Here is a 25806-nt window from a genome sequence, read left to right as displayed (position 1 = left end):
ATTGTGACGGCACCCCTACGCCGCTGGTTGACACCCGTGGTGGCCGTGATCGCCGCACTGACCGTGCTCGCCGGGCCCCTCCCGGCGCAGGCCGCCCCGACGACCCCCACACCGTCCGGGCACGAGGAGGACGGCGAGCCCCAGCTGCTCAACGACGTGATCGAGCAGACCAACCGCAAATTCTCCGCGGCCAAGTCCAAACTGAACACGTCGAAGAAGAAGCAGCTGCAGCTGGCGCTGGAGGTCGACCGGGCCAAGGCCGACCTGAACGCACTGGCGCCGCAGGTCGGGCAGATCGCCGCCCAGTCGTACCGCACCGGCCGGATCGGCCCGCTGGCGATGCTGCTGGAGAGCGAAGCCCCGGACTCGTTCGTCCAACGTGCCGCCGCGCTCGATGAGATGAACATGGTCAACGAGAAGAAGCTCGCCGAGGTCAACGCGGTGAAGACCCGCGCTGAGCAGGCCAAGCTGGCCCTCGACGCGGAGGTCCGCGAGCAGCAGAAGCAGACCGCCCTGATGGCCAAGGAGAAGCGCGAAGCGGACAAGGCCCTCGCCCTGGTCGGTGGGAAGGGCTTCACCGGCGGGCTGGTGTCGGCCACCTCACCGGTCGCCCGGCTCGGCCCGGGCCGGACCGCCGACGGCGACTGGAAGTCCGAGTCGTGCAGCCAGAACGACCCGACCACGTCCGGCTGCGTCACCCCGCGCACGCTGCACGCGTACAAGGAGGTCAAACGGGCCGGATTCAACCGGTTCGTCGGCTGCTACCGATCCGGGGGGCCGTGGGAGCACCCGAAGGGCCGCGCCTGCGACTGGTCTCTGCAGAAGAGCGGCTTCAGCCCGTGGCACAACGAGGACACCCGGACGTACGGCAACAACGTCGCCGCGTTCCTCATCCGCAACGCCGACCGGCTCGGCATCTACTACGTGATCTGGAACCGGCAGATCTGGTTCCCGGCGACCGGCTGGAAGTCGTACAGCGGGCCGTCGAACCACACCGACCACGTACACATGTCGCTGCTCTGACCCACGCTCTCCGTCGAGGGCCGTTCCGCGTGACGCGGAGCGGCCCTCGACGCGTTCAGGCGGCGGGCGCGGCCGGACCGACCGGCGTGCTGGCGTCGATCGGTCCGTCGAGCGTCGTGGCCGGCACGGCGGCCACCGGACGCACCACTCCGGCGGCCAGCCGGTACGACACCCCTACCACCGCGCACCGCCCCCGCTCCACCTCGGTGGCCAGCACGGGCGACTGCCCGAGCAGCGCCTCGACGGTCTGTGCGATGTGGATGTCGACGATGCGGCCGATGTCGTCCACCCCCTCCGCCTCGGCCCGACGCAGGCTGGGCAGCACGGCGTCGACCACCGCGCCCAGGTGCCCCTGGGGCGGGTTGCCGGTGGCTGCCGACTCACGGGCGGCCTGCACCGCACCGCACGAGTCGTGGCCGAGCACCACCACCAGCGGGGTGCCGAGCACGGTCACCGCGTACTCCACGCTGCCCAGCACCTCCGGGCCGGTGGTGTGCCCGGCGGTACGGACCACGAACAGGTCGCCCAGCCCACGATCGAAGATGATCTCGGCGGCCAACCGTGAGTCGGAGCAGCCGACGATCACCGCGAAGGGGTGCTGCCCGTCGGCCACCGCGGCCCGGTGTCCGGCATCCTGGTTGGGGTGGCGGGGTGCGCCGCGGACGAAGCGCCGGTTCCCGGCGATCAGCTCGGCGTACGCCTGGGCCGGCTCGGTGAGTGCCGGCGTCGGGTCGGCAGTACGCTGCGAACCCGGCTGCTGGCCGGGTGTACCGGGACGGCTCATCCCCGCACCTCTTTCCACGCGTTGACCTGCTCAACCGACTCATCAGCGGGGCGGCGGCGGGCGCTGGTCCGGGTTCCACGGTCACACGCACCACAAGATGCGTCAAGTTATACGTGATATAGATTTCATACGTTGCCCCTCGGAGCGCCGCTCCGGCGACGCTCCAGGGGGCACGAAGCACCGGAGAGGCGGACCCACGATGGCGAGCTCGGCGACGGCGGCTGGCGACACCGGCGGCCGGAACTGGACGTTCCTCACCAACCACGGGCACGTTCTGCTGGCCATCGGCCGCGACCCCACCGCCCGGCTGCGCGACGTGGCGGCCGAGGTCGGCGTGACCGAGCGGGCCGCGCAGGCGATCGTCGCCGACCTGGAGGCCGGCGGCTACCTGCGCCGCACCCGGGTCGGGCGGCGCAACGAGTACACCCTCAACCCGGCCGGCCACTTCCGGCACCCCGCCGAGGCCGACCGCCAGGTCGGTGCTCTGCTCGCGCTCTTCGCCGAGACACCCGCCCCGGAGGCCGCCCCCCGCTCCTGAGCGCCCTCGCCGGGCCGTTGCCCGACCGCGACACAGCGGTAATCTCTGCGGGTGCGCGAATGCCTGCCGTTGAGCGCGACCGACCCGTCCCGCCGCCGTACCGGACGTGCCGTCCACGCTGTCCTCAGTGGAGCGCTGGCGGTCCTGCTCGGCGCCGCCCTGGCGGTCGTCCCCTCCCCGGCGGTCGCGGCGCCGCCCACCTGTGGCCCAGGTGGCGAGGACGGCCTGGTGGAGATGCCGTGGGCACTGCGCCGGCTGGACCCGGCCTCGGCGTGGCCGCTGTCCCGGGGCGCCGGCGTGACGGTGGCGGTCATCGACTCCGGGGTCTCCGCCGTCCACCCGCTGCTCAAGGGCCAGGTGCTTGAGGGCCGGGACTTCAACGGCCTGCCGGCCAGGCAGGGCCAGTGCGACGAGGCCGGGCACGGCACGATGGTGGCCGGCATCATCGCCGGCAAGGAGGGCACCGGCGTGCCGTTCAGCGGCATCGCCCCGGCGGCCCGCATCCTGCCGATCCGGGTGCTGCCGGACACCAAGGGCACCAACGACGAGGCGCTGCCCGGGCAGATCGCCGCGGCCATCGACTACGCGGTCGGGCAGGGCGCCGACGTGATCAACCTGTCCCTGGTGACCCTGGACCGCCCCGAACTGGAGGCGGCGGTCAAGAACGCGCTCGCGAAGCGGGTGGTGCTGGTTGCCGCCGCCGGCAACCGGCAGGAGCAGCAGCAGGAGAAGACGGGTTACCCGGCCGCGTACGAGGGTGTGATCGCGGTGGCCGGCGTCGACGAGCAGGGCGGCCACGTGGGCACCTCGGTCAGCGGCGCCTACGTCGACGTCGCCGCACCGGGGTTGAACATCGTCGGCCCGGCCCCGCGCGGGAGCGGCTACCGCGCCGAGCCGACCGGCGGCACCAGCTTCGCCGCCGCGTACGTGTCGGGAGTGGCCGCGCTGGTCCGGGCAGCCCACCCGCAACTCGACCCACAACAGGTCGCCGACCGGCTGGAACGGACCGCGGACAACCCGCCGGACGGGCACAACGCCGAGATCGGCTACGGCGTGGTCAACCCGTACCGAGCCGTGTCGAGCCTGCTGGGCACTCGTACCGATCCGCCCGCCGGTGCGCTCCCCGCGCCCGCCCGGTCGGACGACCCGCTGGGCTGGCAACGCAGCGCCGCGATCTGGGCGGCGGCGGTCGGCGGGCTGCTCGCCGCGCTGCTGCTGGCCGCCCGGCCGATCATGAATCGAGGCCGCCGACGCGGCTGGCGCCCGGGACGGCGCACCGACGCAGCGATCACCAACTGACCGGCGCCGCTTGATCGCGCCTGGCACGGTCTCCGGCGGCCGTGCCCGCCACGGCACCGACGAGTCGTCCCCGTCGGTGCCGTGCCGTCCTGACGATCAGCGCAGGATGCCGGAGGTGCCGCCCCCGTCCGCGCCCCACACGTCCTCGTCCTCCTCCAGCCAGGTGTTGCGGGGAGTCTCCTCCTCGCCGTAGCCGGCGCCCGCACCGGCGCCCATCCCGGCCATACCCGCGCCTCGCGCACCCGCGCCGCGGCCGCCGGCCCCGGCACCCGTCGCGCCCCGACCGGCACCGCCCCGGCCGGCACCGCCGCCGGCGGCGCCACCCATCCCGGGTGCCATGCCGCCGCCCGCGCCCAACTTGCCGCCCGCGCCGACGCGACCGCCGCCCCGGCCACCACCGCGGCCGGCGCCCGCCGCGCCACCACCCATCATCGGGCCCATGTTGGGGGAGACCGCCCGGCCGAGAGCGCCACCGCCCGCGAGAGCGCCCGTGCCAGCGCCGGCTCCGGCGCTACCCAGGCCGCCGCCGCTGCCGAGCCCACCGGCACCGCCGAGACCGGAGGAGCCCAGGCCGCCGCCCCCCAGGCCGGAGCCGAGACCGGGCGTCCCGCCGCCGCCGGCACCCGCGAGCCCGCTGCTGTAGTCGTCCTCCAGACCCCCGGTGCCCGGCACCCCGCCGGTGCCGGGGTAAGCGCCCGAGCCGGTGCCGTACCCACCGGAGAGGTCGGGGTGCGTGCCGGAACCGCCGGGCAGGTTGCCGGTGTCCGGCATGCCGTTGGCGTCGATCGAGGGCCTGGCGCCCAGGTCGCCGATGGACGGTTTGCCGCCGCCGATGTCCGGTACGCCACCGACCCCGCCACCACCGCCGCCACCGTTGTCCAGCTTCGGAATCTCGGTCTTCGGTGTCTGGTTCTGGAAGCCGCTCGCGTCACCCGGGGTGCCCGGGGCGATGTTCTGGTAGTCGCCGCTGACCCGCTGGTATACGCCCGCAGCCTCGTCGGACCGGTCGTTGATCCAGTCGGCGACCGCGGTCACCGGATCCAACCAGCCGAGGAAATCCGGCGCCACCTTGGCCTCGAAGAAGCCCACGCTGAGGGTCAGCTTGGCGTTCCGCGCCTCCAGCACGTCGTTGACGCAGGTCGCCGGGACCGGGAAGTCCCGCTGGGCGGCGGTGAGTTTCTCCGCGGCGCTCTTGAGCGACTGGACGATGCCGGTGCCCTTCTCGGCGTCCGCCACGATGTTCCCGGTGTCCTTGGCGATCTGCTCGACGTGCCCCTTGAACGCCTCGTACGCGGGGCCCTTCCAGACCGTGCCCAGGTCCTTGATGTTGGTGTCGAGACTCTGCTTGACGTTGTCGAGATTCTTGATCAGCTGCTCCCAGCCAAGGGCGGCGCTCTCCACGTCACCCGGCCGGCCGTCGATGACGACCTTCTGGCACATCTCTTCCCAGCTCAGGCCCATCTGCGTCCTCCCCGTTCTAGCGACCGTCGCCGTTGCCGGCCACGTCGCCGAAGACCCGCTGCATGTCGGCGGCGGACATCGCGTTGGCGTGCTCCGCCGTCTCGTAGTTCTCCTTGACCTGACGCAGTGCCTCCGCCGCGTCGTACAGGCTCTGGGAGAGCCGCCGGACGCCGCTCTCGGTGCCCTGGTAGAGCCCCTGGTGCTTGGCGGCCAAGCGACCGGCCCAGTCGAAGCCACCGAGCGGGCTCGCCGGGCCCCCGGGCGCCCCGGTCGCCGCGCCGGCGGCCGCGCCGCCCATCAGGTCCTGGATGTCGACCATGTCGTAGGAGAGCTTGTTCAGGTACGCCGCGTGGGTCTCCAGCCAGTCGATGGCCGAGTCCAGGCTGGTGGCGTCCCACTCGGTCTTGACGCCCGCCTCGCCGGGCGCGGTGACCAGACCCTTCGGCGTCGCGGCGTGGTTGACGTTGTCGATCTCGAAGCCGGTCACTGCCAGACCCGGCGTCATCACCCCGGCCGCCGGGACCGGGATGTAGATGTCGTTTGCCTCGAACCGTTCCGGCTGCTTGGTCGTGTCGTCCGTCATCGGTCCCCTCCCCGAAAACCTGACTGGTGGTCCGCGCTCACTGCTGCTTTGGGCCGGTTGGCGGTGGAGCGTGCCCCGGGCCGGCACCCGGCCAACCAGGCCCGCCCGACGGCGGTGCCGGCGCGGCCTGAGCCGGCGGGTAGCCGGGCGCGGGTTGGCCCGGCGGCGGATAACCCGGCGTGGTCTGAGCCGGCGGATAGCCCGGCGGCGGATACCCGGGCGCGGGCTGGCCCGCCGGCGGACCGTAGCCCGGGCCGGGATGTTGCGGTGGAGCCTGACCCGCTGACGTCGGCCAACCGGGCGGACCCGCGGGCCAACCCGGCGGCGGCCCCGGGGGGCCGGAAAGCGGACCGCCGACGGCCACCCCCTTACGCCGCTTGCGACGCCGCAGCACCACCAGCAGGATGACCAGCGCGACAATCGGCACAGCCAGGCAGAGCCCCACCTGGACGATGGCGCCGGCTTTGTTGGTGACCCCGAACTCGACCGCCGAGCCGCCATCGTCGCCGGGCCGGGCGGCGCCACCGCCGGGCCGGGTCGGGTCGGCCGCCGTGCCCTCCAGCAGCGGATTGGCCGTCACCGCCGGCACCGAACGGGTCAGCGCGGCGAGCGGGTCGACCGCACCGAAGCCGAACTGCGGGTCCCGACCGGCCGGCCCGGCATCCCGAGCGGTCTTGACCAGCCGGTTGATGACGTTGACCGCGTCGAGGTTCGGATATTTGGCCCGGACCAGCGCCGCCACCCCGGAGAGGATGGCGGCCGCCGAGCTGGTGCCGCTGGCCACCGTGTAGCCGTTCGGCGAGACCGCCTTGGGCGCCGGCCCGATGATGCTCTCCATGGGTGCGGCGAGCACGATCTCCGGGCCCTGCACCGAGCCGGCGAAGAAGCCACCGCGCTTGTTCAGCCCCGAGACGGCGATCACGCCGGGGATGTTGGCCGGGAGGGTGACCTGCCGGTCGCCCTCCTCGATGTTTCCGGCGGAGACGACCACCACCGCGTCCTTGCCCAACGCGTACTTGACGGCGTCCGTCAGGTCCGGATCGGGGCGAGCCGGGTCGCCACCGTAGGAGATGTTGATGACGTCCGCGCCCGCGTCCGCCGCCCAGCGGATTGCGAGGACCATGTCGACGCTGGCCGCACGGGGCCCCATGGAGACCGGGAGGATCTTCGCGGCCGGCGCGATGCCCAACTCCCGCGTCGTGCCCCCGCCGCGGCCGGCGATGATGCCGGCCATCGAGGTGCCGTGCCCGGACTCCGCGTCGTCGTCGCGCCGCCCGTCGGGAGCGGCGGCAGCATTCACGCCGTGCCCCGGCAGCACCTGACCGCGCAGGTCAGGGTGCGAAGGATCCACACCGGAGTCGACGACCGCGACCACGACGCCCTTGCCCCGGGTGATCTCGTGCGCCTGGGGAATCTTCAGCGAGTCGAGATACCACTGCAGGCCACGGACCGTGTCGGCGGCGCGGGCGGGTGCCGGGACCGCGGTGGAGGCCATCGCGGCACACAACGCCAACACGGCCGCGGCGGTGACCCGCGCCGAACGGAAAGACTTCCCCGTACCCATCGCTCTCCCAGAACCTGTGTCGACGCCAACGCAATGCGGCTCCGGTCCGGTCGAACCGGACCGGAGCCGCACCGGTGATTGTCTCAGCCCCACACCTTGGCGTTGCTCATCTCGGTGGAGACGTAGTTCTCGCGGGCGATGCCGACGGCGCCGCCGATCTCGTTCAGGATCCGGTTGATGTCCCGGACCGACGAGTCCCACTTCGCCTGGTGCTGCTCGTAGGCTGCCCGGTCCTCGCCGTCCCACTGGAGCTTGGACAGCATCGACCGCAGCGTGTCCAGCTTCTCGTCGATGGTCTTCGAGATGGCCTGCATCTGCTGGTTGCTGCTCTCGAGGACCGCGTAGTCAACCTTGATCGTCACGATTTCCTCCTCTGCTAACTACGGGATCACGGGTTGAGAGCAGAGTGGAACTTGTCCAGCATCTGCTGCTGCTCTTCGTCGTTGACCTGGTGCGTCGTACCCGACTTGTCGAGCAGGTCAGCGATGCTGTCCATCGCCGTCAGCAGGTTGACGGTGTCCTCGTTCCAGCGCTGCATGAGCGACTGGAAGCCAGTGGACGCCTGACCCTTCCACGCCATGGCCAGGTCGTCGACTACGTTCCACAGCTTCTTCAGCTCGCCGTCGACCTCGCTGCGCGTGGACCGCACGTCACTCGCGGCGGTATGCAGAGTCGCAGCTTCGACCTCGAACGCCATGCTTCACACCCTTCCGTCATGTTGTGGCGGCGGCTTTGCCGCGCCCCTCCCCCGCGGCAAGGCAGCAACACCCCACCGACGGACACTCCAGTGAAGACCGTAGCGGAACCGGTCCAGCCCGCGCAGCCCTGACCGGCCACGTTCGATGGATAGTGATGAATCAGGGCACGCGGATCCGATGGTCCGCGGCAATTCGAGCGTTCCGTGGCCTGGTCGGCCACCGGAACGACCCGGCCCGAGCCGACCCTCGTCACGACGGCTCGGACCAGGCGGTCTGGATCAGCTGCTGGCCGTCCCGGCGGCGAACGAGAGTGCCCCGGCCGGGTGGCTGCGGGCTCGGTCGCAACGTGCCGAAGACCGCGCCCTCCTCCCGGTTGCCGGACATCAGCAGGCCGGGCGAGTCCAGTTCGCGCAACCGTTGCAGCACCGGCTCGTAGAGCGCCCGGGACACCCCGCCGACCCGGCGCGTGACGATCAGGTGCAGGCCGATGTCACGGGCCTGCGGCAGCAACTCCTGCAGGGCGCTGAGCGGATTGCTGCCACCGGACGCCACCAGGTCGTAGTCGTCCACCATGATGTACAGGTCCGGGCCCTTCCACCAGCTGCGGTCACGCAGTTGCGCGGTGGTGACGTCCGGGCCGGGCAGCCGGTTGGCCAGCGCGCTGCGGATCGAGCCGAGGCCCTGGGCGAACGCCTGGTTGGACGGGGCGTAGTCCAACAGGTGGTCCCCCTCCACCGCGCCCAGCAGCCCGCGCCGGTAGTCGGCGATCACCAAACGGGCCTGCGCCGGCGTGTACCGCTCGGTGATGCCCCGGGCGATCAACCGCAGCAGGTTGGTCTTGCCGCACTCGGCGTCGCCGAAGACCGTCAGGTGCGGCTCGTTGGCCAGATCCAGGTAGACCGGTGCGAGCGCCGACTCGTTGACGCCGATCGGCAGGCCGGGCGCCGACCGGTCGATGATCCGGGCCAGCTCGGCCACGGGCAGCCGGCGCGGCAGCAGCCGCACCTTCGGCGCCGGACGGCCCGGCCAGTTGGCCGCCACGTGCCCGGCCAGGGCGATCGAGGCCTCGCTCAGGTCCTCGATGTCCCGGCGTCCGTCGATCCGCGAGATGGCGGTGAGGAAGTGCAGCTTGTCGCGGGTCAGGCCGCGACCGGGTGCCTTCTCTGGCACGTTCGTCGCCGCGCGCCGGTCGATCTCGGACTCCGACGCGTCACCCAGGCGCAGCTCCAGCTTGGTGCCGAGCAGGTCCCGCATGTTGATCCGGATCTCCGCCCAGCGCACCGCCGTGAGCACCACGTGCACGCCGAAACCGAGGCCCCGGTTGGCCAGCGTGGTGATGGTCTGCTCCAGCTCCTCGTACTCCTGGCGCAGCGTGTTCCAGCCGTCCACCACCAGGAACACGTCGCCGAACGGGTCGTCGGCGAACTCGCCGGCGGCCCGGCGACGGCGGTAGCTCGCGACCGAGTCGATGCCGTGCTGGGCGAATCGCGTCTCCCGGTCGTCCAGGACGGCGACCACCTCGGCCACCGTACGGCGCACCGCCTCGACGTCCCGCCGGCCGGCGACCCCGGCCATGTGCGGCAGCCGCTCCAGGCTGCGCAGCGCGCCGCCGCCGAAGTCCAGGCAGAAGAACTGCACCTCGCGCGGGGTGTGTGTGAGCGCCAGCGAGGCGAGCAGCGAACGCAGCATCGTGCTCTTGCCGCTCAGTGAGCGACCGACGATGACCACGTTGCCGCCGGCGCCGGCCAGCTCCACCATCATCGGGTCACGGCGCTGCTCGTACGGGCGGTCCACCACGCCGACCGGCACGGTGAGCCGTCCCCGGCCCGGCCAGGACGCGGTGCACAGCCCGTACGTCGGGTCGACGGCCAACTGGCCGAGCAGCTCACCGAGGCCCGGCGGGTCGGCCAGCGGCGGCAGCCACACCTGGTGCGCCGGCTGGCCCCGGCCCTTGAGCTGGTCGATCAGCACGTCGAGCATCGCCATGGCCTTGCCGTCGGCCGGCTGCTCCGGCTCCGGCGCGGTGTCCACCGGCAGCTGCGGGGTCTGCGCCGGGATGAAGTCGACGCCGTACGGCACGATCCGGCGCTGCACCAGGGCCTGCGACGCGGACGCCTGCTGCCCCGGCGCCCGGTACGGCCCCGACACGTACGCGGCACGGAACCGCAGCATCGTGCTGGTGTCCGTCTTCAGGTAGCCGTGGCCCGGCGCGTTCGGCAGCTCGTACGCGTCCGGAACGCCGAGCACGATCCGGCTCTCCACGGCCGAGAAGGTACGCAGACCGATCCGGTAGGACAGGTGGGTGTCCAGGCCGCGCAGCTTGCCCTCCTCCAGCCGCTGGCTGGCCAGCAACAGGTGCACGCCGAGCGACCGGCCCAGCCGGCCGATCATCACGAACAGGTCGATGAAGTCGGGCTTGGCGGCGAGCAGCTCGCTGAACTCGTCACAGATGATCAGCAGGCTGGGCATCGGCGCCAGTGGTTCGCCGGCGGCCCGGGCCTTCTCGTACTCGAAGCGGGAGACGTAGTTGCCGGCCGCCCGCAGCAGCTCCTGTCGGCGCACCATCTCGCCCGCGAGCGCGTCGCGCATCCGGTCGACCAGCGGCAGCTCGTCCGCCAGGTTGGTGATCACCGCGCTGGTGTGCGGCAGAGCCTCCAGCGAGGCGAACGTCGCGCCGCCCTTGAAGTCCACCAGGACGAAGTTCAGCTCCTCCGACGAGTGCGTCACCGCCAGCGCGGCCACCACCGTACGGAGCAGCTCGCTCTTGCCGGACCCGGTCGCACCGATCACCAGACCGTGCGGGCCCATGCCCTCGTGCGCCGACTCCTTGAAGTCCAGCTCGACCACGTTGCCGTCCGGGCCGACGCCGAGCGGGATGCGCAGCCGGTCCCGGTGACCACGCGGACGCCAGGTCTGGTGCACGTCCACGGCCGCGGCGTCGCCCACGCCGAGCAGGTCGGGCAACTCCATGCTGCGGGCCAGCGGCTCCTCGTTGCTGGCCTGCTGCTGGGACAGCCGGTAGGGGGCGATCTGCCGGGACAGCCCCTCGGCGGCCTCGGCGGTGAGCCGGTCCGGTCGACCCAGCCGCGACGACGAGCTGCCCCGGACCAGCTCGAGGTTGCTTCCGTCGCCCACGTCGAGGCAGAGCAGCCAGCGCCCGGCGTCGCGCGGCACCGTCCCGGACAGGTCGATCAGCGTCGCGCCGAGCAGCCCCTGACCCAACAGCTGGCAGGTCGGCGCGATCTCACCGCCGTCGACCACCACGACCACGTGCGGCGCGGTGGTCAGCGGCTTGGCCTCGGACGCGAACCGGGGTCGCCCGGCCAGCTCCCCGGCGAGTGACTCCTCGGCCTCGGCCAGGCTGGCGAAGACCATCCTGCGGGCGCCGGCGGCGTCGATGCGCCCACTGTGGTGGGCGTGCGGCAGCCACTTCACCCAGTCCCAGACCGACTGCCGATCCGGTGCGGCGACCACCGCGATCACCAGGTCGTCCGGGGCGTGGAAGGTGGCCAGCTGACCCAACGCCGCCCGGGTCAGGTCGAGGACCGGCTCCCGGTCGCCGCGCAGCACCACCCGGCTGAACGCGCGCACCGACAGCGCGGTCGGCAGGTCGGGCACGGTGGAGTGTGCCCGGACGAACCGGCGCAGCGCGATGGCGCTCATCGGCTCCAGGTCCTCGACCGGCTTCGTCTCCGGCGGGACGATCTCCACCGCCAGCCGCTGCGGGCCGAGCGCGATCCGGGTCTCGCCGAAATCGTCCTCGGTGATCCGCCGCTCCCAGAGCCGCCGGGACGCCGCGATCGACCAGAGCGCGTCGGGCTCCGGGTGCCGCCAGGCCATCGCCGCCCGCTGCTGCCCCGCCGCGCGCCGGGTGCGCTTGCGCATCTGGGCGAGGTAGCGCATGTAGTCGCGGCGATCGGCGTTCAGCTCCGCCTTGTCATTGCCGCCGCCGTTGGTCAGCGACCCGATCGCCATCCCGAGCATCGAGACGCCGAACAGACCGCCGGCGACGTACGTCATCATGCCGCCGCCCCGGCCGGCGTAGAGGAAGGCCATCGCGCCGACCCCGCAGACCATCGGCAGGATCATGAGCAGCTGCCCCATCCCGCGGGGCGTCGGTTCGGGCAGCTCGGGCGGGGACTCCAGCAGTACCTCGCCGCGCGGCAAGGCCGGCCCCGGCTGACGCGGGAGCCGGCGGAACACCACCGTGCTCACGGCTGTCTCCTCCCCAGAAGCGGCCTCAACGACCTGCCGTCGCGGACCCAAGTCCGCGGGTGGGCATCGTACGTGCCCGTCATCGTAGGTAATCTCCCGTGGGCGCGGTGGACCCGCACCGCGCGGCACCGCGGGCCCGCTGATCGTAGAAGGACACCAGGAGGCCACTGTGGCAACGAAGACGGCGACCGGTGGTCTGAGCCGGATCACCATCGTGGCTCCCCGTACCCGAATGGATCTGGCCCTGCCGTCGGACGTGCCGATGGCCGACCTGCTCCCCACCCTGCTGCGCTACGCCGGGGAGGACCTGGCTGACGAGGGGGTGCGGCACGGCGGGTGGGCACTGTCCCGGTTGGGCGGTGCGCCCCTGGACGGTGGGCGTACCGCCGGGCAGCTCGGCGTCCGCGACGGCGAGGTGCTCTACTTCAACCCCCGGTCCGAGGCGGCCCCGGAGGTCGTCTTCGACGACGTGGTGGACGCGGTCGCCACCGCCACCAACCAGCGCCCCGGCGCCTGGCAGGTCGGCGCGACCCGTTCGTTCGCGGTGTTGTTCGCCGCGGTGGCGCTCGGCGCCGGCGCGCTGGCCGCGCTCTTCGCCGGCCCGCCGCACCTGCCCGGCGCGGTGGCCGCCCTGCTGGTCGCGGTGGCGCTGCTGGTCGGCGCGGCGGTGCTGTCCCGGGCCGCCGGGGACAGCCGGACCGGTGCCGTGCTGGCCATGGTGGGCCTGGTGTACGCCGGCACCGGCGGCCTGCTGCTCCTCGCCGGCGATCGCCCGCTGACCGAGCTGGCCAGCCCGCACATCCTGCTCGCGGCCACCGCCGTGGTGGTCGCCGGGGCGGTCGCCGCGCTGGCCGTCGGCGACCGCTACCCGCTCTTCTTCGCCGCCCTCGGCGTGGGTGCCGCGATCGGCCTGGGCGCGCTGCTCTGTCTGGCCTTCGGCATGGACGCGCCGGGCTCGGCGGCGGTCGTGGCAGCGGTGGCGTTCGGCGTGGTGCCGGCGCTGCCGATGGTGGCCTACCGGATGGCCCGGTTGCCGGTGCCGTCGATCCCGACCGGCCCGGAGGACCTGAAGACCGACAGCGAGTCGGTCGACGGCCGGCAGGTGCTCCAGCAGAGCGAGCGGGCCGACGAGTTCCTCACCGGCCTGCTGTGGACCGTGTCGCTGCTGGTGCTCGGCGCCCAGCTGGTGCTGGCCCTGGACGGACGCCTCCCGGCGGTGCTGCTCTGCCTGGTGCTGGCCCTGCTCTCACTGCTGCGGGCCCGTCCGCTGCTGGGCCGGGCCCAGCGCACCCCGGTGCTGCTCACCGGCACCGTCGGGCTGGGTCTGAGCGCCGCGGCCACCTTCGCCAGCGGGTCGCTGCCGGTCCGGCTCGGCCTGATCCTCGGTGGGCTGCTGCTGGCCGCCGTGATCAGCCTGATCTACGGGCTGACCGTGGCCGGTAAGCCCATCTCCCCGGTCTGGGGCCGGCTGCTCGACATCGTCGAGATCATGCTGATCATCGCGCTGGTCCCACTCGCCGTCTGGGTCTGCGGTCTGTACGGCTGGATCGTCAACCTGCGGCCCTGACCGGGGGCTTTCCCGCCCGCAGACCAACGAGCCGGAGGGCTGGTCGGCGGGCGGGCGATCAGCGCGGTTGCGGACGGACGGAGCCGCCCAGCACGGAGGCCACCGGCGCGCTGGCGTAGACACCCGGGCCGTGCTGACCGTCCACCGACCGAGCCGGCGTGCCGGCCCGCTGCGCGATGTCCCGGACAACCTTGACCAGCGCCTCGACGTGGTTGTCCATCGCCGCGACACGCAGCAGCGGCGCCGCCACCCGACCGTCCGGCGACACCGCCGCGGCCACCGTGTGCGACGGGGCGGAAGTCGCGGTGATCGCGTCCACCAGCGGGCCGAGCGGGGCGTCCGACCGGCTGCGCAGGGCCAGGCAGCGATGCGTCCAGCCGCCGCCGCGCAGCCCCTGCCAGGATTCCGCCGGGGGCTCCGGCACCAGGTCCAACCCGGCGGCCGAGACCACGGCCGCCCGCAACTCGTCGCGGCCCAGCGGCCGGTGGGCCAGCCCGGCGGCGGTCAGCGCCTTGCCCAGCCGGCCGATCCCGGCGGCCAGTGTCCGGTGTACGCCGGGCAGCCCGCCACCCCGGCTCACCGCCTCGACCCGCGCGTCGCGGACGGTGAGCCGCAGTGCGACCCACACCGTCCGGTGCGCGGCCGGCGGCGCACCGGGCGCCGGATACCAGACCAGGGTGTGCGCGACGACCTGAGCCCGGGACACCGGGGCGGCGAAGTCCGCGAGCACCCGCAGCGCCTGGTCCATGGTCGACGCCTCCACCGAACCGACGACCGCGCCGGTGGTGGGTTGCAGCGCGACCGCCGCGAACCAGCCCTGGTCGTCCTGCCCGATGCCGAGCCGGGTGCCCCGGTCGGTCAGCTCGATGACGCTCAGCTCGGGGGCGAGCGCGGCCAGGCGCGGGTCCGATGCCGCGCCGCTGGTCAGGGCCGCCGCCGCGCGCTCGCGGCGGCGTCGCAGCCGCCGGCGCAGCAGCAGGTCCTCGAACCACCAGCGGCCGCCCCGACGGGCGAACGCGGCCAGTACGACCAGCGCCGCCGCCGTGCCCACCGTGGCGAGCAGCCAGCTGGGCCCGGTCGCGGCGGCCCAGACGGCGACCGCGCACAACTCCAGCACGACGAGCTGCCCGACCAGCACCGGACCGACCCGTCCCCGGCCGGGCCGATCGGCCGGCGGCGTCGCCCGCGCCGGAACGTCGGACGGGTTCGTGGCCACTCGGGCGGGTCGCGCCTGGACCTGCGTCATCGGTGACTGTCCCTCCTGCACGGTACGGCTCCACGCCGGGTCGGTCCGGCGCCGGCCACGGGCGGTGGTCCCAAGGACCCGCCGTCGGCCCCTTATCGTAGGGAAGCCCGCGACGGCACCCCGACCCTGATCGTCGCGGATCCACCCCGCCGGAGGTAAGTCATGCGGACCCGCCGCGATCAGGTGCAGGCGTACCGCTTCGTCACCCGCCGGATCGTCTCCGCGTTGCTGTCGGGCGATCCGGAGACCACGAACCTGCCGATGCGACGGCTCGGCATGGCCGTCTTCGGCAGTGTGATCGCCGCGGCCGTGGTGCTCGGCGGTGTCGGCGCGTACGGCCAGTTGACCGGGAACACCGCGCCGCTGGAAGAGAACACGCTGGTCATCGAGCGGGAGACCGGTGCGACGTACGTGTTCGTGGAGGGGCAGCTGCACCCGACGCTCAACTACACCTCGGCGCGACTGATCCTGAACGAGGCGGACCCGGCGGTGCGCACGATGTCCCAGGCGTCGCTGCGGGACCGGCCGCGGGGCCGCACGGTCGGCATCGTCGGCGCGCCGGACGCGTTGCCGGACCGCAAGTCGCTGACCGGGCTGCCGTGGTCGGTCTGCGACGTGCCCGACCCGGCCGACCCGCGCCACTCCACCACCCGGGTGGTCATCGACCGGGCGCTGCCCGGCGGCACGCCGCTGGGTGACCGCGCGGTGCTGGTCACCGTGGACGACCAGCGGCACCTGCTCACCGGCAACGCCCGCCTCCAGGTGCTCGGCGGCGACCAGGCGATCGCGGCGCTGCGGATGACCGGCACGGCACCACTGCCGGTCGGGCAGCAGCTGCTCAACGCCGTACCGGCCGGGCCGCCGTTGCGTAAGCCGTCGCTGCCCGGCCTGGGCGAACGCAGCGGGTTGAGCCTCGCCGGCAAGCAGGCCTCCGTCGGTCAGGTGTTCCGGGCGGCCGGGCAGCACTACGTGCTGACCCGGGAGGGGCTCGTCTCAATCTCTGAGATCACGGCCCTGCTGATGATCAGCGGCGGCGGTCAGATCATTGACATCACGCCGGATCAGGCCGGCCGGCTCTACACCGACAAGCGGCTGGACGAGGAGGGGCTGCCGCAGACGCTGCCCGCCCTGTACCCGGCCAGGGCCGGGCAGACGCTGCTGTGCGCGACGTACCGGGCCGGCAGCGGCGGCGGGCCGCCGACCACCACCGTGGAGGTCTTCGACCGGGCACCGGCGGAGCTGACCGCGAGCGAGTCGGGCCCGGTGCCGGTGCGGCAGACCGACCGGGACGCGGTACGCACGGCCGAGGCCGTGCTGCTGCCCGGCGGCAAGGGCGTCCTCGCCCAGGCCGCGCCCGGCGCCGGGACCAGCGGATCCGGTGCCGCCGGGTCGACGGTCTACCTGATCAGCCCGCAGGGCATCCGGTATCCGCTCGGGTCCGGTGAGACGCTGGCCGTGCTCGGCTACGGCGGGGTCACCCCGCTGGCGGTGCCCGGCTCGCTGCTGGCGCTGATCCCGACCGGGCCCACCCTGAGCCGTGAGGACGCGTCGACCTACTTCTCGCCCGGCGGGAAGCCGTCGACGACGCCGCCACGGGAGCCGACCCCGTCCGCCACAGCCAGTGGCGCTCCGGCGACCGGCGGAACGGGTGGTGGAGTGGCCACGGCATCGATCGAAGCCGACGACTGAGCGGCCCGGACGGGTCGCCCCGGATCGCACTGGTGGACTAACCTGGGCTCGCTGACGGTTGTCAACCAGAACGACGGGGATGTTTGCCATGACCGGGCGTACGGAAGTCGACCTGCTGTCCCTTGAGGACTTCCACCAGCACCTGGCGGCGCGGCTGAGCCAGGCCGAGTCGGTGCTGCGCAAGCTCAACACCGAGATGCAGTGCAGCCCCCCGGCACTGGGCTCGTTCACCGACGCCACCCACAACGCGCGTCGTTACAGCGAGGTCCACCAGTCCTATGTCGACCAGGCCGAGCGGCTGCGGCAGGCGGTGCTGGCCGCGCAGCATTCGACCAGCAAGATCCTGACCAACTACCGCACCGCCGAAGCGCGTAACGCGGCCAACGCCACCGACATCACCGCCGCGCTGACCGGCGTCGACCGGGCGTTGCAGCCGAAGGGGGACGGGCGTGTCTGAGTACACCCAGCGCTACCAGGGCAGCAGCCACCAGCAGCTCTACGACGCCGTGATGGCCGGCAAGCCGGAGCAGATCGACGGCGTGGCCGCCCAGTGGGCCTCCCTCAAGGGCATCCTTGACGGTCTCGGCCGGGAGCTGAGCGGCGACCTCGAAAAGCTCGGCAACACGTGGACGGGCTCGGCAGGTCGGGAGTTCCAGCGGCGGCTGACGCTGATCGTCGACCACGCCGAGTCGCTGGGCGCGGGGATGGCCGACGTCAAGCAGGCGCTGACCATGATGGCCAGCCAGTTGCGCACCGCGCACAAGCAGGCGGAGAGCCCGGACGAGACCGACGACAACGACAAGGCGGTCTCCGGGGCGCTCAAGGGCGCCGCCTTCGGCCTGCCCGGCGCGGTCGTCGGGGGCATCATGGGCCACCAGCAGGACAAGGAAGAGCAGGAGAAGGCCCACCAGCGGATGGTGAACGTGGTGGCCGAGCTGGCCGCCGGTTACGACCTCTCCGCCTACGACCGGGTGGTCAACCCGCCCCCGCCCCACCCGGACACGCCGAAGACCACCAGCGACGACGCGACGACGCCACGCAGTGTCCCGGTCACCACCACGCCGACCGCCGCGCCCACCGCCTCCCGTAGCACCGCGCACACCGGCGGCGCGACCATCGCGACGCCCGACGGCGTCGCTCCGCCCCCGGTCGCCGGCGACGGGTCCGGCCCCGGCCAGGACGGCGCGGGCACCGGCGGCACGCCGGCCGTTGCCACCGGTCCGGGCAGCGGCGCGGGTGGTTTCACCACCTCCCTCGCCGGTGCGGATCCGGTGGTCGGCGGTGCGCTGCTCGCCGGCGGCGCCGCCGGGCTGGCCAACCTGTCCGGGCCGACCACCGTGGCCGCCAGCGCCGGCGGCACCGGGCCGGGTCTGCTCTTCGGAGCGCAGGGCGGGGCACCGGCTGGCGGGGTGCTGCGGACGTCCGCCCTCGCCGGTTCGGGCAGCACGCCCAGCACCCCGGTCCGAGCGACCACCGGTGGTGCGGCCGCGGCCGAGAACCGCGCCGCCAGCGGAGTCGGGCGCAGCATGGACGGTCGGCGCGCCGAGTCCACCGGCCGGTCGGCGGTGGCCGGTCGGCAGGGGGCGGCGGGCGGCAGGGGAGCCAATCGCCCGGGGGTGCTCGGCGGGCACGGCCGACCGGAGTCCGAGGAGTCCGACGAGCGGATGACCTGGCTGACGGAGGACGAGATGGTGTGGCGAGACGGCGGAGACGCTCCGCCGTCGGTGCTCGGCACCGCCGACTGATTTCCGCACCGGCGCTCGCCTGTCGGCGGCGCCGTAAGAACGCTCCGCGGTGACCCCTGCCGGACCAGATCCGGCGGGGGTCACCGCTGTTTCGGCCCGCCAGCTCCGTCCACAGTGCGCGGCGTGGTGACGGTCACGCGCGAACGGGCCGTTGCCGAGCTGCGTCGGCGCGGGGCGGGGGTTAGGTTGGTCGGGTGTCCTCCGCAGCGCCCGTCCGCCCAGCCCGGTGGGCCGTGCTGCGGTCCCTGCGGGAGCTGACCCGGCTGGCGGTCACCGCGCTGGTGCTCGCGGTCGGCCTCGGCGGCGCCCTCGCCGCGACCCCGCCCCCGGCACCGACACAGCTGCGGCCCAGCGTCGTGAGCAGCCGGGTGGAAACCCTCCGGCCCGACGCCGTTCCGGCCGCCCAGCGGGCGGACCAGCCGGCCGCGTCGCGGCCCGTCAGCACTGTCGACACCACCGCGGCGACCGGCCCGGTCACCGGTGGCGCGAAGCACCCGCCAGCCGATCAGTTCGGGCGTGGTATCCCGCCCCGGCGCGGCCCGCCCACTCGCTGACCCCGGCCGACCACCGGCCCGGCGATTTCCGCAGCCCGATCCGGCTCATCCGTCCGGGCGCTCCCGTCACCGTCTTCGACGTGACCCCGCCGGCACACCGGCCGTCCGTCCGCCGCCACCCGTCGACACCCGTCGTTCGACCCTGAGGTGCTGATCATGCAGACCGTCCTCTCCACCGTCCTGCCCGACGTGCCTCGAGCCGCCGCCATCTGGCTGAGCCTGCTCGGGGTGGTCGCTGTCACTGTCGCCGCCCTGCTGTTGCGGCCCGGCCGGATCCGTCTCGATCCGGGTGCTCGGATCCGCCGCGCAGCCATGCCCAGCCAGCTTGAGCAGGTGCAGGAGGAACGGGAGCAGAGTCGCTACGCGCAGGAGGTCGCGGTGGCCGCCGAACGGGCCGCCACCACCGCCCAGCGCCGCCGGGCGGAGTGGGTCGCCGCGCAGGAGGAGGTCGAGACCGCCTGGCAGGCCTACGAGGCGGCCGAGGCAGCCGTACGGCGACTGAGCGCCGCCGCCGCGATGCCGTTGCCGCACACCTCCCGGACCCCCGCCGAGTACGTCGACCGCGAGCGCTACCTGCACCGGGCAGCGCTGGACGCGTACTGGCGGCGGGAGCTGTCGGTGGAGCAGCTCAGTGACGTCTTCGCGCACCGCGACGGCTGGGACCCGCGGCTGCACCCGGTCGAGCAGGAGCTCGTGTTGCAGCGGGCGATCCGCGACAATCTGGCGGCCCGGCACGCCGCCGCAGGAGAGCGGGAGCAGGCCGCGTGGCGTGCCGCCGAGCTGGCCGTGGCGGCGGCGCGGAGCCTGCGGGAGGAGGCCCACGCGGCGAGCGGACGGCGGGTTGCGGAGTCGGCCTCCGTGCTGCCGCTGAGCGAGGTCGTCCCGTCGGTCGAGCAGACCCGGGAGACCCAGGTGATCGCCCGCGGCCGTGCGGCGGTGCCCGCGTTCTGACCGGTCGGCATGACCGGCTGCCCGGCGGCGCGTTCGGGAGCGGAGAACCAGGCCGGGTGCCGGCCCCCGTCACCGGGCCGTGCGGGCTCCGGTGGGTTAGCGTGACGGAATGTCCCGACAGGCATGGGTCCTCGTGGGGATCGCCGGCATTCTGGCGATCGCCACGCTGGTCGGCGCGGTGGTGCTGGCGGTGCGGGTGGTGCGGACCCGACGGCTGCTGGCCGGGCTCGGCGCGGGCGGCAAGGTCGCCTTCTACGGGGCGCTGATCTACACGATCTTCCCGGTCGACCTGCTCCCGGACCCGATCTACCTGGACGACATGGGTGTGCTGGCGGGCGCCTTGATCTACCTGACCCGCCTGGTGCACCAGCGCCGGGCGGCCGGACGCCGGCTGCCCGGGCAGCCGGACGCGCCCCCGGACCCGGACCGGGCGCGCCGCTCCGTGCCATGATCGTGGTCGGGTCGGCAGACGGGGGACGGTCATGGCGGGCGATCATCGGCTGGACGTACGCGATGAGCGCGTTGCCGCGTTCTGCGCGGAACGGCACCTCGCGACGCTGACCACCGTGCGCGCCGACGGCACCCCCCACGTGGTGCCGGTCGGGGTCACCCTCGACCCGGCGGCCGGGCTGGCCCGGGTGATCACCTCCGGCGCCTCCCGCAAGGCCCGGCACGTGGCTGCCGGGGGCGCGGCGGGCGTCCCGGTGGCCGTCTGCCACGTGGACGGCCGACGCTGGCTGACCATCGAGGGCCGGGCGGTGCTCCGCTCGGACCGCACCGCCGTCGCGGAGGCGGAGCGCCGCTACGCCGAGCGGTATCGGACTCCGCGTCCGAATCCGGAGCGGGTGGTCATCGAGATCACCGTGACCGGCCTGCTGGGCAGCCTCTGACCCCCCGATCGGGACGTCGGCCTGATGACCGTTTCCTCCCCTGACGCCTGATTGGCCGCTCACCGTCGCCCGTCCCGGTCAGCCGGCGGCGGAATGCCGGCCGGAGCAGGGCCGTTACACCCCCGGTACGCCCCGGCCGAGACTGCCGCGGGTCGTCGCTCCTGTTGAGCCGACCGCCATTCCCGGTGCTGCCGCCCTCCGCCACTCGGAGGCGCCAACCCCCCGAACGGAGACTCGACCATGAATCCGATCATCCAGAAGAGCGGCCTGTCCGTCGCCGGCATGCTGGTCGCCGGCGGTTGCGCCCTCGCCCCCGCGGTGGCCGCGCAGGCCGCCCCGGTGCAGGGCGCACCGACCTCGGCGAGCCAGAGCGACCGTTCCGCCGAGCGGGTCCTCGGCATCGACTACCAGGCTCAGCCGAACTTCTACTACTGCGGCCCGGCCGCCACCCGCATCGCGCTCTCCGCGCAGGGCAAGGCGCCCTCCCAGGACGAGGTGGCCAAGCTGCTCGGCACGACCGAGGCGGGCACCCCCTCGGCCCTGGACACCACCCGGGTGCTCAACGAGCTGACCGGCGGCAAGTACCGGACCACGGAGATCCGTGACTCGGTGGCCCGCCCGGAGCAGGTTGAGCAGCTACGCCGGGACGTGCTGGCGGCGGTGGACGCCGGCCGACCGGTGGTGGCCAACATCAAGGGCACGACGGTGGACACCGACGGCAACCCGCACTCGTACGAGGGCGGGCACTATCTGACCCTGGTCGGCTACCGCGACGGTGGCGACATGATCCGGATTGCCGACCCGGCCGACCCGGCGCTGGGCGAGTACTGGATGACCCTGCCGAAGGTCGCCAACTGGATCGCCGAGCGGGGCTACTCGTCCTGACCCTGCCGTTCATCGGGCCGGTCTCCCCCTGTCGGGGAGGCCGGCCCGCTCATCGTCGCGGTTGCGGGCGGCGAGGTGCGAACGCCGTCGGGCCCGGGCGGCCCGGGTCGGCCGGGACCGGTGCAGGCGTCGCCGGAGCGGCGGGTGGACGACCGCCTCGCCGGCCCCGGCCGCCCGGCGGACGACCGAGTTCGCATAGTCCGGCTCGCATCCGGCGGCCCGGAGCAGATCGCTGGCCGCCGTACGCAGGCCGGTGACGAGCGCGTCGCCGAACGACTTGAGGCCGGCCGCGGTGGCCCGCCCGGCCAGTTCGGCACACTGTTCGACCAGCCTGCGGGTGCACTCGGTGTCGTTTCCGACCCGGCACTCCCTGCGCATCTCCGCCACCGCCTGGCCCAGTCGGGCGACCGCGTCCGGCAGCTCCGGCGGGATCGGCTCGTCGTACTGGAGGGCGGTCGTCGACCAGCGGGCCATGGCCCGGCTGTCCAGCATCAGCCGCTGGAGGTAATCGGCACTGCGGGCGTACCGGTGGAACTGCTGGCGCCGGTGCCAGCGCACGGGTGCGATCGTCACCACCTCCTCCGCCCCGCTCAGCGAATCGTTCAACCGACCCAGATCACCCTCGGTGGCACGGAGCCGTTCCAGGACGCGCATCGCCCGGTCGGCGTCGCGCTCGCGCAACGCATGTGCCAGCTCGTCGAGCTGCTCGCAGAGGACCGCGTAGATCGGCGTCGCGGCGCGGTCGAGCGTCCGTATCGGGTTGATCGGCAACAGCAGCGCGACCACCACCAGGCCGACCACCCCACCGACCAGCGCGTCGAAGATGCGGGGCAGCTCCAGGCCGCGCTCCATCGGAGCCAGCGTGGCGATCAGCACGGCGGTACCGCCGGCCTGACCGACGAGCTGGCCACCCTTTCCTGCCACCAGCAGCGCGCTGGCGATGGCCAGGGCCACCACCATGCCGGTCTGCCACGGCCCCGAGCCGAGGAAGAACCGCAGCGTGTCGCCGATGACGATGCCCAGGCCCACGCCGGCCAGCAGCTCGAAGGTGCGCCGGGCCCGCTGACCGATGGCGGTGGCGATCGTACCGACGGCGGCGGCGGGTGCGAAGACGTGCGCGCCGGGGCCGAGCAGGTGCTGGGCGATCAGGGCGGCGAGCGCCGCGGCCAGCCCGGCCTGGATGGCGATCACCAGGGTGACCTCCCACTGCCGGGCACGGACCCGGCCGGCCTCCCCGCTGCGGTGCAACGCCCTCTCGGCGGCCTGGTCGAGCCGTGACCGGTCGCTCTCGGATGGTGGTCGGACATCGGCCATGGCGACGGTTACCCGGACGTCGGGGGGACAATCGTTCCCATCTGCCCCGGAGGCCCCCAGCGGCACCGATCGCTTCGGCGAGCTGCTCGCCCAGCGCCCGGGCAGGGGACCCGGGCCGCCGCGTGCACGGCGACCCGGGGAACGGCCCGGTAGGTCAGCGGACCTGGTCGCCCTCGCCGGTACGCGCCTGAGCCTGGTCCACACCCTTGTCGATCTTGTCGTCGTACTTTCCGCCGGTGCGCTTGTCGGCCATGTCGCCGGCCTTGTCCAGCCCCTGGTCGACCTGCTTGTCGTGCTTGTCCGCGAAATCCTTGGCCTTGTCCATGAAGTCACCCACGGCGCTCCTCCTCCACTCTGGTCACTCCCGTCAGCGTTCCCTGGGCCCGGCAGCGCAAACCGGTCGCAGGGGGTGGTCAGGAACGGCCCGCTACACCCGCCACGCCGGCCGTTCACCCACCGTTGAAGCGGTATGGGTGTCGGCACACGCCGGGCCGGGTACCGACCTCGCGAGATCGAGGAGGGCCGACATGGCGGCAGACGAGCCCGGGGCGGGCATCGGGGCGACAACGGGCGGCCCCGGGCCGCGCCAGGCGTGGGCGGCGCTGCCCTGGCTGGTCCGGATCGCGGTGCTGTGGAGCGCCTGCCTGGTGGTGGTCGTCGCCGGGCTCTATCTGCTGGGCCGGATCGCCGTGCTGCTGGCGCCGTTGGCCATCGCGCTGGCCGCCACCATCTTCCTCACCGCGCTGCTCGACCCGGTGCTGCTCCGGCTGCGCCGGTTGCGGCTGCCCGCGGCGCTGGCCGCGCTGCTCACCGTACTTTTGCTGCTCGGCATCCTGGTGGGGGTCGGCGCGCTCGTGTGGAACCTGACGGCGAGCCAGTTCGACCAACTCAGCCAGGAGCTGACCCAGGGGCTGGACCGCACCCGGGACTTCGTCACGTCCACCCTGCCCGTCACCGACGCGCAGCTCGACCGCCTGGTCGACCAGGCGCGGCAGGGGCTGAGCGGGAGCTCCCCGGACCCGGTGGCCGGCGCCCGGACGGTGACCGAGGTGCTGGGTTCCGCGTTGCTCGCCCTGGTGCTGCTCTTCTTCCTGCTCAAGGACGGCCGCTCGATGTGGCACTGGGTGCTGTCCCGGACGACCGGCCCGAACCGGCCTGTCGTGGCCGAGGCCGGCCGGGCCGGTTGGCGGACGTTGGGCGCGTACAGCCGGGGCACCATGCTGATCGCCGCGATCGACGCGATCGGCATCGGCCTGGCCCTGGTGGTGCTGCGGGTGCCGCTCGCCCTGCCGCTGGCGCTGATCACCTTCCTCGGCGGTTTCGTGCCGATCATCGGCGCGACGGTGGCCGGCGCGGTGGCGGTGCTGGTGGCCCTGGCCGCCAACGGGCCGACCACGGCGCTGCTCACCCTGGCCGCTGTGATCGCCGTGCAGCAGATCGAGGGCAACCTGCTGGAGCCGCTGGTCATGAAGCGGCAGGTCCGGCTGCACCCGGCGGTGATCCTGGTGGCCGTCACCGCCGGCACCCTGATCGCGGGCATCGCCGGCGCCTTCGTCAGTGTCCCGATCACCGCCGTCCTCTGGCGCGTCATCGACACCGTCCAACGCCACCACAACCCCAGCACTCCCGCGGGGGCGTCGGATGTCCCGTCAACCTCATGATCGACGCGACGGGGCGGTCGCCCGGCTGAGGTGCGTGGTGAACCAGGTGCCGGCCTGGTCGGCGACCTGGTCGAGGGTGCCGGGCTCCTCGAAGAGGTGGGTGGCACCGGGCACCACCCGCAGCTCGCCGACCTCCCCCAGCTCGGCCAGCGCCTGCTCGTTGAGCGTGATCACCTCCTCGTCCAAGCCGCCGACCAGGAGCAACGTCGGCGTACGCACCTGCGCCAGAGCGGTGCCGGCCAGGTCCGGTCGGCCGCCCCGGGACACCACCGCGCCCACCAGGTCCGCGCGGGACGCCGCCGCGACCAGGGCGGCGGCGGCACCCGTGCTTGCCCCGAAGAGGCCGATCGGCACGTCACCGGCGGGGCGCTCGGCCGCCATCCAGTCCACGATCCCGGCCAGCCGGCCGGCCAGCAGCCCGATGTCGAACCGCAGTTCGGCGGTGCGCGCGTCCTCTTCGTCCTCGGTTGGGGTGAGCAGGTCCGCCAGTACCGTGCCGAGCCCACGAGCGTTCAGCGTCCGGGCCACCGCCACGTTGCGCGGGCTGTGCCGCGAGCTGCCGCTGCCGTGCGCGAAGAGCACCGCGCCCACCGGCTGAGCGGGCAGCATCAGATCTGCGGGGAGTTGGGCGTCCCCGATTGGGATGGTCACCGTGCTGCGCTGCTCGTCCATGCCCCACCTCCCCGTACTCGCCTGTGCTGTGGGTACCCAACTCGTCGCGCCGCACGCACCGCCGCCGTGCCGGGTCAGCGGACACGGCGACGGGACGCCGCCGGCTTGCCAGTGACCGCACCGGCTGTGGGTGGTGTTTGCCGGGTGGACCGTCGGGTAGCCGTGGGGCGACCGCAGACCGTGTCGGCGCACACCGCGCCCCGACGGATCGCGAGGATCGTCATGGCCCAGCAGCAGACGTCGCGGCAGCAGCAGATGGACGAGCGGAACCGGCGGGAACAGGACGCCGAGCGAAGCCGGGACTGGGGGGACGAGGCCGCGCAGGCGCGTACCTCCGAGGATCCCCGGGCGATGGCGCCCAGGGACGCGTTGGGGCGCCCTTCCACCGGCGAGCCCGTCTGACGCACCGGCCGGGTCCACCGATCCGACGGCCGGGGCCGGCCCGGCGCTCGACGGTCGGGGCCCAC

At 73.5% G+C, this 25806-nt stretch carries 25 protein-coding genes; 14 read left to right on the top strand and 11 right to left on the bottom strand.

Annotated elements, in window-relative coordinates; translation table 11 throughout:
* The first annotated feature begins 3 nt into the window (after positions 1–3).
* Positions 4–1023, top strand: a complete 1020-nt coding sequence (locus ABZU69_RS12430) for a hypothetical protein (protein WP_354964453.1) — start codon at positions 4–6, stop codon at positions 1021–1023.
* Between the two features lie 55 nt (positions 1024–1078).
* Here ABZU69_RS12430 and ABZU69_RS12425 read toward each other — a convergent pair whose 3' ends face one another.
* Positions 1079–1807: a carbonic anhydrase gene (locus tag ABZU69_RS12425; protein WP_354964452.1), complete on the bottom strand. Its 729-nt coding sequence runs from the start codon at positions 1805–1807 to the stop codon at positions 1079–1081.
* A gap of 199 nt (positions 1808–2006) precedes the next feature.
* Here ABZU69_RS12425 and ABZU69_RS12420 point away from each other — a divergent pair, with 199 nt between their 5' ends.
* Entirely contained in the window at positions 2007–2345 is a 339-nt protein-coding gene (locus ABZU69_RS12420; RefSeq protein ID WP_354964451.1) for a helix-turn-helix domain-containing protein, read from the top strand.
* A 51-nt stretch (positions 2346–2396) separates the two neighbouring features.
* Positions 2397–3644 (top strand): type VII secretion-associated serine protease mycosin, encoded by a 1248-nt coding sequence (gene mycP / locus ABZU69_RS12415; RefSeq protein WP_354964450.1) that lies wholly within the window; start codon positions 2397–2399, stop codon positions 3642–3644.
* 96 nt (positions 3645–3740) lie between these two features.
* Here the strand turns inward: mycP and ABZU69_RS12410 are convergent, their stop codons facing one another.
* The 6 genes from ABZU69_RS12410 to eccCa all read right to left on the bottom strand — a co-directional run bounded on the left by ABZU69_RS12410 (position 3741) and on the right by eccCa (position 12165).
* Complete coding sequence (locus ABZU69_RS12410) at positions 3741–5105, bottom strand: hypothetical protein (RefSeq protein ID WP_354964449.1); 1365 nt, start codon at positions 5103–5105, stop codon at positions 3741–3743.
* A 16-nt stretch (positions 5106–5121) separates the two neighbouring features.
* Positions 5122–5688, bottom strand: a complete 567-nt coding sequence (locus tag ABZU69_RS12405) for a hypothetical protein (RefSeq protein WP_354964448.1) — start codon at positions 5686–5688, stop codon at positions 5122–5124.
* A gap of 37 nt (positions 5689–5725) precedes the next feature.
* Positions 5726–7183, bottom strand: coding sequence for a S8 family serine peptidase (locus tag ABZU69_RS12400; RefSeq protein WP_354964447.1), 1458 nt, complete (start codon positions 7181–7183; stop codon positions 5726–5728).
* Positions 7184–7335: 152 nt separating this feature from the next.
* A complete protein-coding gene (locus tag ABZU69_RS12395) occupies positions 7336–7614 on the bottom strand; it encodes a WXG100 family type VII secretion target (RefSeq protein WP_074316323.1) in 279 nt (92 codons plus the stop codon).
* A gap of 26 nt (positions 7615–7640) precedes the next feature.
* Positions 7641–7949 (bottom strand): WXG100 family type VII secretion target, encoded by a 309-nt coding sequence (locus tag ABZU69_RS12390; protein ID WP_074316322.1) that lies wholly within the window; start codon positions 7947–7949, stop codon positions 7641–7643.
* 250 nt (positions 7950–8199) lie between these two features.
* The gene (gene eccCa / locus ABZU69_RS12385; RefSeq protein WP_354964446.1) at positions 8200–12165 is read right to left on the bottom strand and encodes a type VII secretion protein EccCa; all 3966 of its coding nucleotides are present in this window, start codon (positions 12163–12165) and stop codon (positions 8200–8202) included.
* 169 nt (positions 12166–12334) lie between these two features.
* On the opposite strand from eccCa, the gene eccD reads away from it, so the two are divergent.
* Positions 12335–13732 carry a type VII secretion integral membrane protein EccD gene (gene eccD, locus ABZU69_RS12380; protein WP_354964445.1) on the top strand — a complete coding sequence of 466 codons (1398 nt, stop codon included), beginning with the start codon at positions 12335–12337 and terminating at the stop codon, positions 13730–13732.
* Positions 13733–13790: 58 nt separating this feature from the next.
* On the opposite strand, the gene ABZU69_RS12375 is transcribed toward eccD, so the two are convergent.
* Positions 13791–14978 carry a type VII secretion protein EccE gene (locus tag ABZU69_RS12375; RefSeq protein WP_354964444.1) on the bottom strand — a complete coding sequence of 396 codons (1188 nt, stop codon included), beginning with the start codon at positions 14976–14978 and terminating at the stop codon, positions 13791–13793.
* Positions 14979–15140: 162 nt separating this feature from the next.
* Here ABZU69_RS12375 and eccB point away from each other — a divergent pair, with 162 nt between their 5' ends.
* From eccB to ABZU69_RS12335, 8 genes are all read left to right on the top strand, one after another.
* Positions 15141–16667 carry a type VII secretion protein EccB gene (eccB, locus tag ABZU69_RS12370; RefSeq protein WP_354964443.1) on the top strand — a complete coding sequence of 509 codons (1527 nt, stop codon included), beginning with the start codon at positions 15141–15143 and terminating at the stop codon, positions 16665–16667.
* An 88-nt stretch (positions 16668–16755) separates the two neighbouring features.
* Entirely contained in the window at positions 16756–17124 is a 369-nt protein-coding gene (locus tag ABZU69_RS12365) for a hypothetical protein (RefSeq protein ID WP_354964442.1), read from the top strand.
* A complete protein-coding gene (locus ABZU69_RS12360; RefSeq protein ID WP_354964441.1) occupies positions 17117–18412 on the top strand; it encodes a WXG100 family type VII secretion target in 1296 nt (431 codons plus the stop codon). Before ABZU69_RS12365 ends, ABZU69_RS12360 begins: the two co-directional genes overlap by 8 nt.
* 194 nt (positions 18413–18606) lie before the next feature.
* The gene (locus ABZU69_RS12355) at positions 18607–18966 is read left to right on the top strand and encodes a hypothetical protein (protein ID WP_354964440.1); all 360 of its coding nucleotides are present in this window, start codon (positions 18607–18609) and stop codon (positions 18964–18966) included.
* A gap of 156 nt (positions 18967–19122) precedes the next feature.
* A complete protein-coding gene (locus ABZU69_RS12350; RefSeq protein WP_354964439.1) occupies positions 19123–19917 on the top strand; it encodes a hypothetical protein in 795 nt (264 codons plus the stop codon).
* 109 nt (positions 19918–20026) lie between these two features.
* On the top strand, positions 20027–20368 hold the full coding sequence (locus ABZU69_RS12345) for a YkvA family protein (protein WP_354964438.1): 342 nt from the start codon (positions 20027–20029) through the stop codon (positions 20366–20368).
* 31 nt (positions 20369–20399) lie between these two features.
* A complete protein-coding gene (locus tag ABZU69_RS12340) occupies positions 20400–20807 on the top strand; it encodes a TIGR03618 family F420-dependent PPOX class oxidoreductase (RefSeq protein WP_354964437.1) in 408 nt (135 codons plus the stop codon).
* A gap of 240 nt (positions 20808–21047) precedes the next feature.
* Positions 21048–21692 (top strand): C39 family peptidase, encoded by a 645-nt coding sequence (locus tag ABZU69_RS12335; protein WP_354964436.1) that lies wholly within the window; start codon positions 21048–21050, stop codon positions 21690–21692.
* Between the two features lie 9 nt (positions 21693–21701).
* Here the strand turns inward: ABZU69_RS12335 and ABZU69_RS12330 are convergent, their stop codons facing one another.
* Together ABZU69_RS12330 and ABZU69_RS12325 are read right to left on the bottom strand one after the other, a co-directional pair.
* Positions 21702–23006: an FUSC family protein gene (locus ABZU69_RS12330; RefSeq protein WP_354964435.1), complete on the bottom strand. Its 1305-nt coding sequence runs from the start codon at positions 23004–23006 to the stop codon at positions 21702–21704.
* A gap of 154 nt (positions 23007–23160) precedes the next feature.
* Positions 23161–23343 carry an antitoxin gene (locus ABZU69_RS12325; RefSeq protein ID WP_354964434.1) on the bottom strand — a complete coding sequence of 61 codons (183 nt, stop codon included), beginning with the start codon at positions 23341–23343 and terminating at the stop codon, positions 23161–23163.
* 190 nt (positions 23344–23533) lie between these two features.
* Between ABZU69_RS12325 and ABZU69_RS12320 the strand changes: the two genes are divergently transcribed.
* Positions 23534–24667 carry an AI-2E family transporter gene (locus ABZU69_RS12320; protein WP_354964433.1) on the top strand — a complete coding sequence of 378 codons (1134 nt, stop codon included), beginning with the start codon at positions 23534–23536 and terminating at the stop codon, positions 24665–24667.
* Here the strand turns inward: ABZU69_RS12320 and ABZU69_RS12315 are convergent.
* Positions 24662–25339: a dienelactone hydrolase family protein gene (locus tag ABZU69_RS12315; RefSeq protein ID WP_354964432.1), complete on the bottom strand. Its 678-nt coding sequence runs from the start codon at positions 25337–25339 to the stop codon at positions 24662–24664. The two genes, ABZU69_RS12320 and ABZU69_RS12315, sit on opposite strands and share 6 nt — an antisense overlap.
* A gap of 222 nt (positions 25340–25561) precedes the next feature.
* Here ABZU69_RS12315 and ABZU69_RS12310 point away from each other — a divergent pair, with 222 nt between their 5' ends.
* Positions 25562–25741, top strand: a complete 180-nt coding sequence (locus ABZU69_RS12310) for a hypothetical protein (protein WP_210911137.1) — start codon at positions 25562–25564, stop codon at positions 25739–25741.
* The last annotated feature ends 65 nt before the right edge of the window (positions 25742–25806 follow it).

The sequence above is a fragment of the Micromonospora sp. NPDC005206 genome (genome assembly GCF_040608175.1).
Taxonomy (GTDB): Bacteria; Actinomycetota; Actinomycetes; order Mycobacteriales; family Micromonosporaceae; genus Micromonospora.
The sequence above is the reverse complement of the archived record's forward strand: the minus strand, read 5'-3'. Positions and strand labels throughout refer to the sequence as shown.

Excerpts from the sequence above, each read along its gene's own strand:
- ABZU69_RS12425 (WP_354964452.1), bottom strand. The coding sequence starts at position 1,807 with ATGAGCCGTCCCGGTACACCCGGCCAGCAGCCGGGTTCGCAGCGTACT.
- ABZU69_RS12420 (WP_354964451.1), top strand. The coding sequence starts at position 2,007 with ATGGCGAGCTCGGCGACGGCGGCTGGCGACACCGGCGGCCGGAACTGG.
- ABZU69_RS12410 (WP_354964449.1), bottom strand. The coding sequence starts at position 5,105 with ATGGGCCTGAGCTGGGAAGAGATGTGCCAGAAGGTCGTCATCGACGGC.
- ABZU69_RS12405 (WP_354964448.1), bottom strand. The coding sequence starts at position 5,688 with ATGACGGACGACACGACCAAGCAGCCGGAACGGTTCGAGGCAAACGAC.
- ABZU69_RS12400 (WP_354964447.1), bottom strand. The coding sequence starts at position 7,183 with ATGGCCTCCACCGCGGTCCCGGCACCCGCCCGCGCCGCCGACACGGTC.
- ABZU69_RS12390 (WP_074316322.1), bottom strand. The coding sequence starts at position 7,949 with ATGGCGTTCGAGGTCGAAGCTGCGACTCTGCATACCGCCGCGAGTGAC.
- ABZU69_RS12375 (WP_354964444.1), bottom strand. The coding sequence starts at position 14,978 with ATGACGCAGGTCCAGGCGCGACCCGCCCGAGTGGCCACGAACCCGTCC.
- eccB (WP_354964443.1), top strand. The coding sequence starts at position 15,141 with ATGCGGACCCGCCGCGATCAGGTGCAGGCGTACCGCTTCGTCACCCGC.
- ABZU69_RS12365 (WP_354964442.1), top strand. The coding sequence starts at position 16,756 with ATGACCGGGCGTACGGAAGTCGACCTGCTGTCCCTTGAGGACTTCCAC.
- ABZU69_RS12350 (WP_354964439.1), top strand. The coding sequence starts at position 19,123 with ATGCAGACCGTCCTCTCCACCGTCCTGCCCGACGTGCCTCGAGCCGCC.
- ABZU69_RS12345 (WP_354964438.1), top strand. The coding sequence starts at position 20,027 with ATGTCCCGACAGGCATGGGTCCTCGTGGGGATCGCCGGCATTCTGGCG.
- ABZU69_RS12340 (WP_354964437.1), top strand. The coding sequence starts at position 20,400 with ATGGCGGGCGATCATCGGCTGGACGTACGCGATGAGCGCGTTGCCGCG.
- ABZU69_RS12335 (WP_354964436.1), top strand. The coding sequence starts at position 21,048 with ATGAATCCGATCATCCAGAAGAGCGGCCTGTCCGTCGCCGGCATGCTG.
- ABZU69_RS12330 (WP_354964435.1), bottom strand. The coding sequence starts at position 23,006 with ATGGCCGATGTCCGACCACCATCCGAGAGCGACCGGTCACGGCTCGAC.
- ABZU69_RS12320 (WP_354964433.1), top strand. The coding sequence starts at position 23,534 with ATGGCGGCAGACGAGCCCGGGGCGGGCATCGGGGCGACAACGGGCGGC.
- ABZU69_RS12315 (WP_354964432.1), bottom strand. The coding sequence starts at position 25,339 with ATGGACGAGCAGCGCAGCACGGTGACCATCCCAATCGGGGACGCCCAA.
- ABZU69_RS12310 (WP_210911137.1), top strand. The coding sequence starts at position 25,562 with ATGGCCCAGCAGCAGACGTCGCGGCAGCAGCAGATGGACGAGCGGAAC.